This window comes from Pseudaeromonas sp. HNCC25DJ182 (assembly GCF_055413365.1).
This window is the reverse complement of the sequence record NZ_JBVAYG010000004.1, coordinates 170,703-185,749: the sequence shown is the minus strand read 5'-3', so window position 1 is coordinate 185,749 and position 15,047 is coordinate 170,703. Positions and strand designations below refer to the sequence as shown.

Genomic DNA, 15,047 nt, shown 5'->3' with positions numbered 1-15,047 from the left:
CATTACATGAAAACCAAGCTGACACTGCTGGCTACACTCTCCATCTTGTCTTGTGCCTCTCATGCGGCAGAGACCCCGTTTTATCAGATCACCGAGATTGCCGGTGATAAGGCCGGTAACTATGGTCCCTGGCCAACGACCATGGCAGCGGATAAGACAGTCGCCATGCAGGCGGCTACCAATGATTGGTTCCAGTACTACAACATGGCGCCTATGGCTATGGACTTGGCGGATCGGTTTCGCTACAACGTTGATTGTAATAGTTTAATGGCTTCTGATGTTTGTGATGGTTTCTGGAGCGGAGCAAGCACTCGGGCCAAAGATTGGCGCAAAGATACCGTCACCTACGTTGCGCAGAATGAAAGTCTGCTGAATGGTAGCAGCCGGACGGAGCAAGATGGCATCATCAAACAGCTTGGATCTAGTGCCGATTATTTTGTTGGCTACAAAGTGGCCAGCACGGCCACCAATGGCTACTACTTCGAGCGCCAGGCGTTTGCCCATCTGGGAGGTAACGATATCGATCTGCTGCCGCCAACAACCTTCACGGATGTCGGCGGTTTCAGCAGTGCCAATGCTCTCCTGAAACTGAGTGATGACAGCTATCTGATCGGTGGTACAGCGAATACCAGCGTCAAGGGGCCGGACTCCTCCTTGGCCTATTGCTATAACGGCGATACGTCGCAAAACAGTGATCTTAATCGCTGCCCTGGTTTTAATACCCAGGCGGCCCTGTGGTTAGCATCTTCTGATACCACCTCTGCCACCGCGGCCTTGGCCAGCAACTATTATCACCATGATTCCGGTCTTTTAGAGACCGCTGCTGTACTTGGTCTCACTGAAAAGGAAGATGGCTCCTATCTGGCGGTTGGTTATTCTTCAACTGACAAGGTTGGCAGCAGTGTTACTTCGGGTCGGAATGCTGCTGTGACTTGGCCGGTTACCATCGTGGATGGACAGCCCGTCTTTGGCTCCTTAGCCGCCATTCCGTTGCCGAAAGATGCGCCCGGTGAAGGGGATGAAGTCCTGTCCAATACCTGGGCGGTGGCAGCTAATGCGCAAGGGGTTGTCATTGGTAATCAGAAGTTCTCCCAAGCCAAATCCCGAAATAAGCCGGTCGAAATGTTTGTGTATGACTCGACCACTAATACCACCACGATTCCTTTCGAGAATAAACCGAATCCCGCGGCCAACTCTGAAGCGGCTGCAATTAATAGCTTGGGGCAGGTAGTTGGCTGGCAGGATGAACGGAATGAAACCCAACCGGTTTATAACGGCAGTCCACGTTTGCAAGAGGCTTTCCTGTATAACGTCGGGACCAAAAACAGCTGGCGCTTTAATGATTTGATCTGCGCTACGGTAGATGGGGCTGCAAGTTGCGCGCAAAATGGCAAGTACTATTACATCGTCTACGCATCAGCTGTGCATGATGATGGCACTGTCGCGGCAACTGCCTATCGCTACGACAGCTATGCTGATTGGGCGGCGCGTCAGAACGCTACTGTGGTTCCGGTACTGCTGACACCGAATACCACCTTTGGTAGCGATAACGATGTTCCTTCCGACTATGTGGTTACCAATGCGTTGCCTGCCAGTGATTTAGGGCAGGATAATGGTGGTGGCTCCATTCCGCTCTGGTTGTTGGCAGTATTGCCCTTACTGGCTTGGGCGCGGAAACGGAAATCCTGCAAAAAAATGTCATGATTAATTAATCAATTAGCAATATTGAGTCGAGTCATGTCGCATTTCAGCTGCATCAACGATTGACCTCTTCGCCAACTTGGCTAACGATAAGGACGACAGGGTTCGCGACTGTCGTCTTTTTTCAAGTGGAAAAGAGGATTTAGCATGATGAAAAGACAAAAACGAGATCGTTTGGATAGAGCGCGTGCTAAGGGCTATCAGGCTGGTATCGCAGGGCGTTCCAAAGAAGGTTGCCCCTACCAGTGCATCGATGCCAGGGGATACTGGCTGGGCGGTTGGCGCGACGCGATGGATGATCGCGGCGTAAGTGTAATCTCTGCTAAATAACACGGAATTCAATGAAAAAGGCCCATCAGGGCCTTTTTCACATTCTGAGGCAAAGACTCAGAATGAGGAGGTATCGGTAAACAGTCCGACTTTCAGATCGCTAGCGCTGTAGATGGGGCGGCCATCCACTTCAACGACGCCATCGGCGATCCCCATGATGAGCTTGCGCCAGATCAGGCGCTTCATCTGGATTTTGTAGGTGACTTTCTTTGCGGTTGGTACGATCTGGCCAGTAAATTTCACTTCACCGACACCCAGTGCGCGTCCCTTACCCGGGCCGCCTTTCCACCCCAGAAAGAAGCCGACCAGTTGCCACATAGCATCTAGTCCCAAGCAACCAGGCATCACAGGATCGCCTGGGAAATGGCAGTCAAAAAACCACAGATCCGGCGTGATATCCAGCTCCGCAATGATTTCGCCTTTGTCAAACAAGCCACCCTCGGCACTGATTTTGGCGATGCGATCCATCATCAGCATATTGGGGGCGGGTAACTGGCTGTTGCCCGGACCAAAAAGCTCGCCGCGACTACAGGCTAGCAATTCGTCACGGGAAAATGAATTCCTGCCTTGGTCGCACAATGAAGGCGGCAGTTCAATTACGGATTTGGTATCCAACACACTGTATATCCTATGTGATTAACGCTAGCACTAATTTAGCGAACAGGTGTTCGCTAAACAACTCCGATCACTTGTCCAAAGCGTCGAAACAGGAGACTGAGCACACCTCGCCGACGCTGGGTACCGTTTAACTCATCCAATCGAGCTCGAATGCGACCATAAAGTGTCTCTTCGTCGTCGATATCACCTGCCTGATAGCCGGTGAGCAACTGGATCGCTTCATCGACATGACTGACAGGGTAGATATGAAACTCGCCGTTCTCGACTGCAGTGATCACCTCATCTGACAGTACCAATTGCAATTGATTGGTCGCCGGAATGATGACCCCTTGCTTGCCATTGAAACCATGGATCCGGCAGACCCGGAAAAAACCTTCAATCTTTTCATTCAGGCCGCCGACGGGTTGTACATTGCCAAACTGGTCGACCGCACCTGTGACGGCAAAATGTTGATAGATGGGTTGCTGAGCCAGTGCCGACAGTAGGGCACAGAGTCCGGTTAAGGAAGCACTGTCACCATCAATCTCATGGTAAGACTGCTCAAACACCAGATTAGCAGACAGTGGTGACGGATTTTCGGCGCCAAATTGGGTGGAGAGATAACCATGGATAATCATCATCGCCTTGGCATGAATGTGGCCCGCTAATTCAGCTTTACGCTCGATATCCGCGACATCACCATCGCCCATATGTACAGTTGCGGTGAGCCGGACCGGCTCGCCGAAGTCATAGGGATGGCCCATGATTTCGATCACCGACAAGCCGTTGATCTGGCCGATCACTTCGCCCTCGGTTTGCAGCAGGATCTGACCATCGACGACACCCTGATCCGATTGTTCCACAATGTAGTTCAGTCGATATTCCTGCTCTGCCAAAGCGGCCTGGACATGGCTCTTGCTGACCACATCACTTTGCTCCTCGCGAGCCACGCTATCGGCCAAACGCATCAGCGCGCCCAACTGGGTTTCGGCAATCGAGAGGATCTGCTGGTGTTCGCAGAGTCGACAAGCAAAGCGGCTCAGGACCTCGATGGCTTGGCGATCAAAATCCAGCAGCTCATCACTTTGGCGAATGCCACTGAGCAGACCGAGGAACAACTCATAATTGTCTTCCAGAGGCAATTCAGAGACCAGATCGGTTCGCAGAAAGATGCGTTCCGATATCTCCCGGTCCAGCAGGTTAAATTCTGCGGAGGTGAGCCGATCGCCAACCAGAATCAATTTAACATTGAGCGGGGAGGGCTCGGGAATGAAGAAGGGTGTTGTGGTTACTGCGTCGCTTGGTGCGCTCCAGTCCAGAAATCCGGTCTCCAGTGCGTTACGCAATTTGAACCAGAGTTCCGGTTGATCCATCAACTCTTCCAACGGCAGGATGAGAAAGCCACCATTGGCCTCACGCAGCAAGCCAGCTTCCAGCAGGTGATGATGGCTATAGACAGTTCCCTGTTCAGTCTGGTAGTTCACGGCACCGAACAGACTGGGCCAGCTTAAGTCGCGGCCATAGATCACCGGAGGGGTTTCGGTTTCATGATGAATGAGCAAATTGATCAGGATCGGATGAGTAAAACTACCGCCCTGTGCGACGTGAGCGGCCAGCTCGCCCAGATAGTCGGCGATCTTTTGATCCTGATCCTGCTTGCGCAGGATCTTGGTAACGACCGCTTCTGCATCCAGATGCAGATTGAGTAGTCGTAGCAATTCTCCGATCAGCTCACAGAATTCGATACCACTGCCCGGTTTAAGTTTGAGCCATAGCGGGCGGTAGGGATTTTGCAGATTTTCGGCATAGCAGAGATCAAACAGTTGAGTGTTATCCGGTGAGCACTCATCGATCAGGTCCATCACTGTCTGTTCGTAATCGACCCCGGGGAACCCGCTCAACAGCAAGGTTTGACAGCCGCGGCGCATACTGATCAGACGGTTAATCGCAGAAGCGGCTCGAGGTTGCGCTTCGGCAAAACGCAGTGGCTCAATCTGAGTCAAGCGTTCATGTTGAAGGGCCGGAAAATGAGGGAGCAGGCTTTCTGATTTTAATTCAATCACTTATTTGATCTATGCCGATGAATATTTGCCGCTAATTATAACTCAAGGGGGAAATGGAAGGCAGAGGCTAGGGCCAGGATTCGGTTTTTTATTCGTCATTGGTTTGCATAACGGTAAAAGCGTAACAATATTCCCAGATTGTAATTAAATAACAGAAAAGCGGTGCTATTTCATACTAAATGGCCGCATGAGGGTCCGTTTGTGCTGTTGTAGGTAAAAATATAACGGAAAACTAATCACAATGGCTGGACAAAAGTGTGACGGCGATCAACAATGCTCTTACTTGCTGAGTGTCACCCAGTGACGTGATTTCATACGGACCGTGTTTTTCGAACCTTAAGTTCGAAAGCGATAGGAAGGAGAGCATCATGGGTATTCTTGATTTGAAAATGACCGTTTTGCAGCAAAGAGAATTGAACAAAGCGCGCCGCATCATTCAGCGCGCGTTTGGTAATCGCAGAGCCTCTTATCACTATGAGTATCTGGATTGAAATCTGTTTCCTTATGTTGTTGTTTTCCTTAGATAGTTCACCTCCACCCCTGAGGCGTCTTATCGACGGGTCTTGTTGTAACTGATCATTGATCAGCGATTTTCGGGCAACCCTCTTGGGTTGCCTTTTTTTATGTCGCCATCCGGACCTGGTAAAGGGTAATAGCTCCTTCTGGACAAATTTCATGGCTGGAAGAACGACAGCACTGCTGCGACAAAATGCCTGCTGGGGTATGTTATTGGACTGTCGTTTCATATCCCGCCACTCGCCGCGTCCATTTGTCTATTTCCCGCTCTGTGAGGGCTGTCAACTGCGGTGGGTGTTCGTCTGATCTGGTTATCAAGGAATCTAAATGGAATTTGAACTGAGTACCCTGCTGTTGTTGGCCTTGAGTGGTTTATGCGCTGGCTTCATCGATGCGATTGCCGGTGGCGGCGGTTTGATTACCCTGCCGGCGTTATTGGCTGCAGGTCTGCCACCAGCTCAGGCCTTGGGTACCAATAAGCTGCAGAGTAGTTTCGGCAGTTTCTCTGCGACCTGGTATTTTGCGCGCCGCGGTTACATTGACTTTTCATCGATCAAGTTAACCGTCGTCTTGACTTTCATCGGTAGTGCGTTGGGTACTATTTTGGTCCAGCAAATTGATGCCAGCGCCTTGGGGCGGGTGCTGCCGTTCTTGTTGATGGGATTCGCACTCTATTTTTTACTTTCCCCGCGAGTAGGCGATAAAGATTCTCATCGACGCCTGGGGATCCATGCCTTTGCCGGTACTGTCGGTCTCGGGGTCGGCTTTTATGACGGTTTTTTTGGCCCCGGGACGGGTTCTTTCTTTGCTATCGCCTTCGTAGCTCTGGCTGGTTTTAATATTGCCAAGGCGACCGCACACAGCAAATTACTGAATTTCACCTCTAATCTGGCTTCCTTGCTCTTCTTTGCCCTGGGGGGAAAATTGGTCTGGAGTGTCGGTCTGTGTATGGCGTTGGGGCAATTTATCGGTGCCCGTTTGGGCTCTCGGATGGTGATTAAGCAAGGTGGCAAAATTATCCGCCCCCTGATTGTCATCATGTCACTGGCGATCTCCACCAAGTTACTGGGACAACAATACGGTTGGTGGTAAACCCGCTGTCATAGCTCGTCGGGGGAGTTGTATTCACCTACCACATCGATGATGCCTTCGAAGAGCACCTCCTGATCCTGGGCCTTGATGCCATCACTGCCGGTCCAGTATTCGAAGGCACGGGCGCGAATATCGTTGTGCCGATAGGTATCGGCTAGCAGGTGGCGTTGATCGGCGATGTACAAGGAGCCGGTCAAGTTCAGCTTCAACAATTTCTGATTGCCTGGATTTAGGGTCTTCCACCAGAAATCGACGGCATCACGAGTACAGACCCAGATGCAGGTTTTGCGTGACGGTAGATGGGGAAAGTAGTTACTACGAACTTCCTCGAATATCTCTTCGCGGATAAAAATCGACTGACTCTTGGTTGCTTCGCGAGCGGCCTTGAGCAGACTCAGTGCTTCCAGACGCTGGTAGTCGATACTGCTGGCGAAGAATTTGTCCAGGGCCTGGCAGAAGGGCAGATCCTCGATGCCGTCGTCGTAGAATAAACCTTGCTCATTGAAATGGTCGTAAAACAGGTTATTGCGCTTTTGAACCCAGTTGATGCGACGTCCAACCTGCCACATGGGCGTATATTGCCCCAGCCGGTGAATGTGAAAGTATTCTGCGTTCTTGGCTTCCATTCGCGCTCGAGGTTCCTTGATTCGGCGGGCTTAGGGTCATCTCCATGCCCGTAATGGGTGCGGCAGATACTACTCGAAGTCAGGTGATTCCATCCTGATTTTATCAACCACGACAAGAGGATACGGGGTGGAGCGCTTTTTTCACACGACAGGGGTCAAGAAAGTAAAAACAGGGCTGGATGACGTTTAGGAAGCGTTAACTGGATACCGATTTGGATGCTTGTTGCGCAATGCGACGAGCACACATTGGGTAAGCGGATACCGCTTTTTGCGGCCGGAGTCGGCGGTAAAGCCAGCACTCCTCATCTGACGAGAGGAGAGCCTGGCCAAGGGCCGGGCGATATGTTTGGTCATGCGCTGCGGGTTTGACCCTGTCGTGGCGGTTATGGTACGGTCGCGCTGTTTGTTACGGGAGATGAAGCGGCTTGTTAGTGCCTCGGTGGGTAAAATGGTCGATTGCTGCATGCATCATGCTGCTCGGCGTTTTATTAGCAGATAGTTATTCTGCGGTTGAGCGCTACCCGCTCAACACCGTTTCATGGTCGCAGGGCGTCTATCAACCTCAGGGGATTCAGGGATGGCAGAATGCGACTCCCTCTGATGGGGTGAAAACCATCTCTGCTGGACACCAGGCGCAACGCCAGGTCAGCACCGACCCTGATGGCGTGGTGACCTCGCAACATGCCGGATTACGCACTGAGCATATGCAACGCCTGCGCGCGGATCAGCCCTTGATCCCTTATATGTTGCTCTGTGAATGGTCGATGCAGCTGGTCTGGTTGTTGTTGAGCGGCTTGGCACTTTGCCTGCCGTTGCTGTACAAAAAACATGCCTTGCGAGATCGGTTTGGTCAGTTGACCTCCCGCTTCTGGAACCCGAAACATCTGCAATACCGCTTCTGCCACACTGCCGGTTGATCTCGTCGCTTTGCGGCGCGATTGACTCCGGATTTCAATCTGTATCCAACACCTAGGTTCAGTTTACTCCGCACATCACCGCATCCGGTATGTGCACGATTGAGTATCTAGTCGAGTGCTAACTCTGAATCAACAACGGTTGCTATTGGAGCGAAATATTCGCCTGAGTGTCATCGCCTGCCTGTATTGAATGGACGCCGCCGAGTAGTGCTTGGTGTTTTGCGTCACGCCTTCTTGTTTTCACATGGAACGACACCATGAAATTCAAACCATCAGAACGTGCCCGCCTCAATCGCATGAGCAAGTGGCAATATGCCTTGCTGCTCTTGATGCTGGTGACCTTCAGTTTTTATTCGTTACCCACTTTTTTCGGTGAACAACCGGCGTTGGGAGTACACGGTGCAGGAGCCTGGAGCCCGGTGCAACAGCAATTGCTGGCGTCACAGGGGCTCAAACCCGAGAAAATTATTCGCAGCGCCGACAAGGTACAACTGGTGTTCCGTAGTCAGGATGAGCAGCAACGCGCCAAACCCTTGCTCGAGCCGCAGTTGCCAAAGAACAGCAGCATCACGCTGGAATTCCATGCCAATGCACCGGCTTGGTTGCAGAGCCTGGGGGCTGCGCCGATCAAGCTGGGTCTGGACTTGCGGGGTGGATCGCAACTGCTGATTGGCGTGGATAGTGAGTTCATCATCGAGGCCCAGACCCGCAATCTGCTGGATACCCTGCGCACTCAATTTCGCGAGGCCAAGCTGCGGGGTACCACGTTGAGCCGGGTACACGCAGGTCAAGTCAGGATTGCTATTCCGGAGACCATGGATCCGGCACCTTGGCTGGCCATACTCCGACAGCATAGTAGTGGCCAACCGGAAGCCTGGAGCCTGCAGCGCAGCGGCGATGAATGGACCCTGTCCCTGACCGAGGCGGAGCGCAATCTACTGATCAATAACGGGGTAACGCAAAATCTGGCAATTTTGAAGAAGCGGATCAACGAACTGGGTATCACCGAAGCCTCGGTGCAACGCCAGGGACAAGAGGGGATCCGCATCGAGCTACCCGGGATCCATAACCCGAAACAAGCTAAGGAGGTGATTGGTGCTACCGCCTCACTGGCATTTCACCCGGCCCGTGTGGGCGAGGCTAGCAGTGGGTTTGTGCTGAATGATCGGCAAGGACGGCCAGTGCCCATGGTGCGCCAAGCTGTACTCAGCGGTGAACACATTGTCGATGCCCGCGCCGGCATGGATGAAATGGGCAAGCCTCAGGTCAGTATTACCCTAGATCGTCTAGGCGGCGCCAAGATGAGTCAGTTCAGCCGCAGCAACGTCGGGCAGTCCATGGCAACTGTCTTCACCGAGTACAAGAGTGAGGCGGGGGGGCCACTGCGTGCGCGCAGTGATGTGATCAATGTGGCGACTATCCAGACGGCGCTGGGCAATCAATTCCGCATCACAGGGCTTGATAATTTACCCGCCGCGCAAGAGTTGGCCATGTTGCTGCGGGCTGGTGCCTTGACTGCTCCGTTGAAGATACTCGAAGAACGTTCCATTGGTCCGACTCTGGGGATGCAAAATATTGAAGCCGGTTTTAGCGCCCTGCTGTTTGGCATGGCCGGCATGATGTTGTTCATGCTGCTGTGGTATCGCAAATTTGGCTGGGTGGCGATCGTTGGATTGGTGGCTAATTTGCTGATGCAGATGGGCTTATTGGCCTTGTTGCCGGGAGCCGTGCTGACACTGCCCGGGATTGCCGGTCTGGTGCTGACAGTCGGTATGGCAGTGGATACCAATGTGTTGATATTCGAGCGGATCCATGACCGATTGCGTGAAGGGGGGAGTCTGGCCAATGCCATCGACTTTGGTTATCGCTCGGCGTTCAGCACCATCTTTGACGCTAACATCACCACCTTGATCAGTGCCGTGGTTCTGTATGCGATTGGTTCCGGTCCGCTGCAGGGATTCTCCATCACCCTGATCCTGGGTTTACTCTCCAGCATGATCACAGGCATCTGGGGCACCCGCGCCATCATCAATCCGATTTGGGGTCAGAGCACCCGTAAACTGTTGAGGGTCTAACCATGTTGAATTTCATGCTGCAGTTGGGATTAACCCGTTGGCGTTACATTGGCCTGGTTCTCTCCGCAGTGCTGACGCTCGCTTGTGTCTATATCCTGATCACCCGGGGTTTGCATCTGGGGCTGGATTTTACCGGCGGTATTTTGCTGGAGTTGAAGATCCAGACCCTCAAGAGCAGTGCCGAACTCAATGCCATGCTCTCAGCCGAGTTGGCGGCTCTTATCGAGTTACAACCGGCAGGAGTGCCTGGTGAGTGGCTGATCAAGTTGCCACCTCAGGAGTTGAGCCACAGCGCCAATGAGCTGGCGCAGTGGCTGGCGCGGGATCTGGGGATGGCGGTTGAGTTATCACGAACCACACAGGTTGGCCCGCAAGTGGGGGGCGAGTTGTTTGAGCAGGGGATGCTGGCGTTACTGGTCGCCTCCATCGCTATTGCCGGTTATCTGGCTTTACGCTTCGAGTGGCGGCAGGCCGTTGGTGTCTTGCTGTCGGTGTTGCATGATGCCTTGATGGCACTGGGACTCATCTCTTTGCTGCAAATCGAGTTTGACTTGAACATCATTGCCGGTTTGATGGCGGTGATCGGTTATTCACTCAACGACAGTATCGTGATCTCGGATCGGTTGCGTGATCTGCTGCAATCACGTACCCAGCAGGATATCTATGCCTGTTCGGATCGCGCGATCAAGGCTACGTTCAGTCGCACGCTGATTACCTCGGGGACCACACTGTTTACCGTCGGAGCCCTACTGCTGTTTGGGGGGGCGGCGCTCTATGGCTTTGCGTTCACGCTGTTTATCGGCATTCTGGTCGGTACCCTGTCCTCCATCACCATTGCCTCGACGGTGCAGGAATTACTGGGCTTGTCGGTCGAAGCTTATAACCAGCATGAGGAAGAGACTGAAGGGTGGGAGACGGCGCCTTAGGCGCCGTAAGAAACAATTTTTGACTGCCGCTCATGCCACCGGCTGTTGCCTGGCGTGGGCAGCCGCTTGGGCAAAGAGCTCGGCATCCGGTCGAATGCCGGTGTAGAGCACAAATTGTTCGACGGCTTGCAGTGCGAACACCTCGGTGCCGCGGATCACTGTCTTACCCGCTGCGTGCGCTGCATGGATCAGTGGCGTGCCGCTCACGGCCGCCACCATATCAAACACCACACGGGCGGCGGCAATATGCGCTTCGCTAAAGGCCAGCTCCGCTTCCTCCGGACTACCCGGCATTCCGATCGGGGTGGTATTCAGCAGTAAGTCCGCCTCGAGCCCTGCCGCGTCAGCCTGCCAGGCAAAACCATAGAGTTCCGCCAACTGGCGTCCGGTTTGCTCATTCCGCGCGACAATAGTTCCGTGGGTGAATCCGGCATCCCGTAACGCACAGGCTGTCGCCTTGGCCATGCCGCCGCTGCCGCGCAGCGCAAACGAGAGTTCGGTGGGGACCCGATAATCGCGGAGCAATTGCGCGATGGCACTGTAGTCGGTGTTATAAGCCTTGAGATGCCCGTTGGTGTTGACAATGGTATTGATGGAATCAATCGCCTTGGCCGATGGTGCCAACTCATCAACCAAGGGAATGCAAGCTTCTTTGAACGGCATGGAAATGGCGCAGCCGCGAATATTCAGGGCGCGAACTCCGGCGATGGCGCCGACAATGTCTTGGGTACTGAAGGCCTTATAGAAGTAATCCAGGCCGAGGGCATCATAGAGATAATTATGAAAACGAGTACCGAAGTTGCTGGGACGTGCACTCAGCGACATGCACATGACGGTATCTTTATTGATGAGCGGACGCATGAAAGACTCCGGCAAAAGGGGTTCAGAAACCGGACGTTATCAGTTAGATATGGGTAATTCCAGCTTGGTAGACACCCCAGGAAGCAAAGCGGAGCCACATGGGCTCCGCGGGTTGTTCAACCCTAAGTGGGTCGACAACTACTCTACGCCAGGTTATTTGCGCAGCTTGGAGAGCAGACGCAGCATCTCCAGATACAACCAGACCAGCGTCACCAGCAGGCCAAAGGCGCCGAACCATTCCATGTACTTGGGACTTCCGGCCGCGACACCCTGTTCGATGAAGTCGAAATCCAGCACCAGATTCAGCGCGGCTACCGTGACCACCACCAAGCTGAACAGGATACCGACTGCACCGCCTTCATGGATGAAGCCCATCGAATGGCCGAACATGCCCATCACCAGATTGACGACATACAGCAAGGCAATGGCGCCGGTCGCGGCAACCACGCCCAGTTTGAAGTTCTCGGTGGCCTTGACCAGCCCGGTGCGATAGGCCAGCAGCAGACAAGCGAGTGTGCCGAAGGTCAAGCCCACGCCTTGGATGACAATCCCGGGATAGCGAGTTTCATAGAAGGCCGATATGCCGCCTAACGCCAGCCCCTCGAGCAGGGCATAAGCCGGCGCGGTGAAAGGGGCGGCCTTTTTGGCAAAGGTAGTAATCAGCGCCAATACCAGACCACCGAGGATGCCAATCCACATCAGCGGCATGATGGCCGCCGGATCTTGTAATTCGTAGTACTTGTTCCACACCCAGAGAGCGGAAATCAGGGTCAAGGCCAACAGGATGGCGGTTTTGTTGACCGTCCCCATCAGGGTCATGCGGGCTTCGCCTCGCTCAACGAGATCAAAACTCTTGTCGCCAAGAAATGGATTACCGGAACGCATAAGAACTCCTTTGTTCTTGCTTTAACGATGAATGGCGGGGCTTTCCCGAGTTTGTAGATTGCATGTCATGGTTCAGAAAATGGATAAGGACGAGCTTGGTTGCTCATTCACAGCCCGTCGTTTGGATATCGATCACCGGCTTGAGTCCGGCAGTCGTTGGTTGTCGATAGCGCAAATAGCATTGGCCGACTCCGGCATCTTCCTCCAGCGTACCGTGCCAATAGACCCAAGCGCCAGCATAGACACTGGCCCTCTGATTCCAGTCGCCGTCAGGAAACTCGATCAAGGCCGGAAGCCCGCTACTGACGCCGCCCGCCGGATAGCCATACACCAAGGGAATTGTCAGCCCCTGAGTCGTGAGCGACGTTGCAGCTGAAGCTTCCAGCCCGCGGACTGCCGCCATCGAAAAGGTCTGCTGACCTGCGCCTTCGATCGCAGAACGCATGCCCAGCAGGGTATTGGTCAGCGACTCTTTACGCAGCGAAATAAACTTGGGGGCAGCGACAACGGCTAGGATCGCCAATATGACGATGACGATAACCAGCTCAATCAGGGTAAATCCTTTGCGAAACTTCATGATATTAATATCAATAAATCAGTGAGTTATCCTGCGCCGTATTCTATCTTTGGATCGCCCCAGATGACACCCTGCGCAGTCACAAAAGAGACGTTTGTTTGTCGATGGGGTTGCTTGCGCAACGGCTCCGCTTTTCTGGGTTGGCCATCATTCGTTTTATCCACCTGAAAATGGATCCGGATCCACTATCTTTAAACCACATGACCAATTACGGTCATCACCAGCTGGATAGTGGAGAAACCTTGAGATGGGTAATAGATCCTGGCGGCACCCGACCGAGCAAGAAGTGACTCCCGAATCCCTGTTTTATGCCCGCCGCCAAGTCCTGAAGGCATTGGGTCTCTCTGCCGCCGCTTTGAGTCTGGCTCCATCGGCTAGGGCTGCATTATGGGACCTATTTTCTGATACCACTCCGCCTCCCGCTCAACAAGAGGCGTTGAGTTTCCAGCAACCGGCAGCCTATCGACCGGATCTGCCCTGGACCCCGGAAGAGAAGGTGACCGGTTATAACAACTACTACGAGTTTGGTCTGGATAAGGCGTCACCCAAGGCCAATGCCCAGGGATTACAAACATCGCCCTGGCAGGTGGTGATCGATGGTGAGGTCGCCAAGCCTATGACGCTGGATGTCGATGAGCTACGCAAGCGATTTGCGCTGGAGGAGCGTATCTACCGATTTCGTTGTGTGGAAGCCTGGTCCATGGTGATCCCCTGGATTGGCTTTGAGCTGGGGACATTGCTCAAATGGGTGCAACCTACGTCGCGGGCACGCTATGTGGCCTTCCAGAGCTTATACGATCCAAAACAGATGCCGGGCCAAGCCGATGGGCAGTTCGGCAGTGGTATTCAATTTCCCTATGTCGAAGGGCTGCGACTGGATGAAGCCATGCATCCATTGAGCCTGCTTGCCGTTGGTGCATATGGGAAAACTCTGCCGCCACAAAATGGCGCACCACTGCGTCTGGTGGTGCCCTGGAAATATGGTTTCAAGAGCATCAAGGCGATTGTCCGGATCCGTTTACTGGAGAAACAGCCCCCCACGACCTGGAACCTGGCCGCTCCCGATGAATATGGTTTCTATGCCAATGTGAATCCGCAGGTGGATCATCCTCGTTGGTCACAAGCCAGCGAGCGGGTTATCGCATCCGGTGGCTTGCTGGATGTCACGCGCCAGCCGACCCTGCCATTTAATGGCTATGCCGATGCGGTGGCGGGGCTCTATGCGGGCATGGATCTACGGAGGTCATTCTAATGGGGCTCACACCCAAGGCAATTAGCGTACTCAAGTGCGGGATACATCTGCTGGGTGCGGCACTGTTCGGCTGGATAATCCTTGCCGTTCAACAAGACTACTTTGGAGCCGATGCCGCCAAGGAGTTGATCAAATACTGCGGCCGCACGGCTCTGGAGTTTTTGTTTTTCACTTTGCTGATCTCGCCTCTGGCGCAATGGACCCGAACCCCGACGCTGATCCGGGTGCGCCGACTCGTTGGTCTCTGGTGTTTTTTTTGGGCCTGTCTGCACCTATTGGCATTTGCGGCGCTGGAGCTGGGGTGGGATCTGAGCCTGTTGCTGGAAGAGGTAGTCAAACGACCCTATATGCTGTTGGGCTCTTTGAGCTGGCTGTTGCTCCTGGCGCTGGCCGTTACCTCTAATCGCTGGTCACAACAGCGGCTCGGCCGGGGTTGGGCCAGCCTGCACCAGGCTGTCTATGTTGTCGCCGTATTGGCGCCTATTCACTATCTCTGGTCGGTGAAAGCCATCACGGCCAAACCCGTGCTCTATCTGGCTGTTGCCGCCTTACTGCTGCTCTGGCGTTTGTATCGATATGTGCAATATCGATCTGTCCATGGTGAGGTGCGGTCACGATAAACCGGTTCA

At 53.6% G+C, this 15,047-nt stretch carries 15 protein-coding genes; 9 read left to right on the top strand and 6 right to left on the bottom strand.

From position 1 onward, the window contains the following. Window positions 1-6 precede the first annotated feature (6 nt). Together ACZYUB_RS05385 and rmf are read left to right on the top strand one after the other, a co-directional pair. Entirely contained in the window at window positions 7-1,704 is a 1,698-nt protein-coding gene (locus ACZYUB_RS05385; protein ID WP_463946160.1) for a DUF3466 family protein, read from the top strand. A 144-nt stretch (window positions 1,705-1,848) separates the two neighbouring features. Beyond that, complete coding sequence (rmf, locus tag ACZYUB_RS05380) at window positions 1,849-2,031, top strand: ribosome modulation factor (protein ID WP_460884893.1); 183 nt, start codon at window positions 1,849-1,851, stop codon at window positions 2,029-2,031. A gap of 57 nt (window positions 2,032-2,088) precedes the next feature. Here rmf and fabA read toward each other — a convergent pair whose 3' ends face one another. Together fabA and ACZYUB_RS05370 are read right to left on the bottom strand one after the other, a co-directional pair. Further along, complete coding sequence (gene fabA / locus ACZYUB_RS05375) at window positions 2,089-2,649, bottom strand: 3-hydroxyacyl-[acyl-carrier-protein] dehydratase FabA (protein ID WP_463946158.1); 561 nt, start codon at window positions 2,647-2,649, stop codon at window positions 2,089-2,091. Window positions 2,650-2,702: 53 nt separating this feature from the next. Beyond that, the gene (locus ACZYUB_RS05370) at window positions 2,703-4,691 is read right to left on the bottom strand and encodes a Lon protease family protein (protein WP_463946157.1); all 1,989 of its coding nucleotides are present in this window, start codon (window positions 4,689-4,691) and stop codon (window positions 2,703-2,705) included. Between the two features lie 368 nt (window positions 4,692-5,059). Here ACZYUB_RS05370 and ACZYUB_RS05365 point away from each other — a divergent pair, with 368 nt between their 5' ends. Together ACZYUB_RS05365 and ACZYUB_RS05360 are read left to right on the top strand one after the other, a co-directional pair. Continuing rightward, window positions 5,060-5,182 carry a hypothetical protein gene (locus ACZYUB_RS05365; protein WP_460884896.1) on the top strand — a complete coding sequence of 41 codons (123 nt, stop codon included), beginning with the start codon at window positions 5,060-5,062 and terminating at the stop codon, window positions 5,180-5,182. Window positions 5,183-5,534: 352 nt separating this feature from the next. Further along, window positions 5,535-6,299 carry a TSUP family transporter gene (locus ACZYUB_RS05360; protein WP_460884897.1) on the top strand — a complete coding sequence of 255 codons (765 nt, stop codon included), beginning with the start codon at window positions 5,535-5,537 and terminating at the stop codon, window positions 6,297-6,299. 8 nt (window positions 6,300-6,307) lie between these two features. Here ACZYUB_RS05360 and ACZYUB_RS05355 read toward each other — a convergent pair whose 3' ends face one another. Next, on the bottom strand, window positions 6,308-6,925 hold the full coding sequence (locus ACZYUB_RS05355; protein WP_460884898.1) for a DUF2441 domain-containing protein: 618 nt from the start codon (window positions 6,923-6,925) through the stop codon (window positions 6,308-6,310). Window positions 6,926-7,395: 470 nt separating this feature from the next. Between ACZYUB_RS05355 and ACZYUB_RS05350 the strand changes: the two genes are divergently transcribed. The 3 genes from ACZYUB_RS05350 (at window position 7,396) to secF (ending at window position 10,843) form a co-directional block, all read left to right on the top strand. After that, window positions 7,396-7,842 carry a hypothetical protein gene (locus ACZYUB_RS05350; RefSeq protein ID WP_463946154.1) on the top strand — a complete coding sequence of 149 codons (447 nt, stop codon included), beginning with the start codon at window positions 7,396-7,398 and terminating at the stop codon, window positions 7,840-7,842. A gap of 257 nt (window positions 7,843-8,099) precedes the next feature. After that, entirely contained in the window at window positions 8,100-9,917 is a 1,818-nt protein-coding gene (gene secD, locus ACZYUB_RS05345) for a protein translocase subunit SecD (protein ID WP_463946152.1), read from the top strand. 2 nt (window positions 9,918-9,919) lie between these two features. After that, a complete protein-coding gene (gene secF, locus ACZYUB_RS05340; protein WP_463946151.1) occupies window positions 9,920-10,843 on the top strand; it encodes a protein translocase subunit SecF in 924 nt (307 codons plus the stop codon). Window positions 10,844-10,873: 30 nt separating this feature from the next. Here secF and ACZYUB_RS05335 read toward each other — a convergent pair whose 3' ends face one another. The 3 genes from ACZYUB_RS05335 to ACZYUB_RS05325 form a co-directional block, all read right to left on the bottom strand. After that, a complete protein-coding gene (locus ACZYUB_RS05335; RefSeq protein ID WP_463946150.1) occupies window positions 10,874-11,704 on the bottom strand; it encodes a shikimate 5-dehydrogenase in 831 nt (276 codons plus the stop codon). Window positions 11,705-11,857: 153 nt separating this feature from the next. Next, window positions 11,858-12,589 carry a Bax inhibitor-1/YccA family protein gene (locus ACZYUB_RS05330; protein ID WP_463946148.1) on the bottom strand — a complete coding sequence of 244 codons (732 nt, stop codon included), beginning with the start codon at window positions 12,587-12,589 and terminating at the stop codon, window positions 11,858-11,860. A 103-nt stretch (window positions 12,590-12,692) separates the two neighbouring features. Continuing rightward, window positions 12,693-13,166 carry a prepilin-type N-terminal cleavage/methylation domain-containing protein gene (locus tag ACZYUB_RS05325; protein WP_463946146.1) on the bottom strand — a complete coding sequence of 158 codons (474 nt, stop codon included), beginning with the start codon at window positions 13,164-13,166 and terminating at the stop codon, window positions 12,693-12,695. Window positions 13,167-13,413: 247 nt separating this feature from the next. On the opposite strand from ACZYUB_RS05325, the gene msrP reads away from it, so the two are divergent. Next, on the top strand, window positions 13,414-14,418 hold the full coding sequence (msrP, locus tag ACZYUB_RS05320; protein ID WP_463946144.1) for a protein-methionine-sulfoxide reductase catalytic subunit MsrP: 1,005 nt from the start codon (window positions 13,414-13,416) through the stop codon (window positions 14,416-14,418). Then, window positions 14,418-15,038 (top strand): protein-methionine-sulfoxide reductase heme-binding subunit MsrQ, encoded by a 621-nt coding sequence (locus tag ACZYUB_RS05315; RefSeq protein WP_463946142.1) that lies wholly within the window; start codon window positions 14,418-14,420, stop codon window positions 15,036-15,038. Before msrP ends, ACZYUB_RS05315 begins: the two co-directional genes overlap by 1 nt. Window positions 15,039-15,047 lie beyond the last annotated feature (9 nt).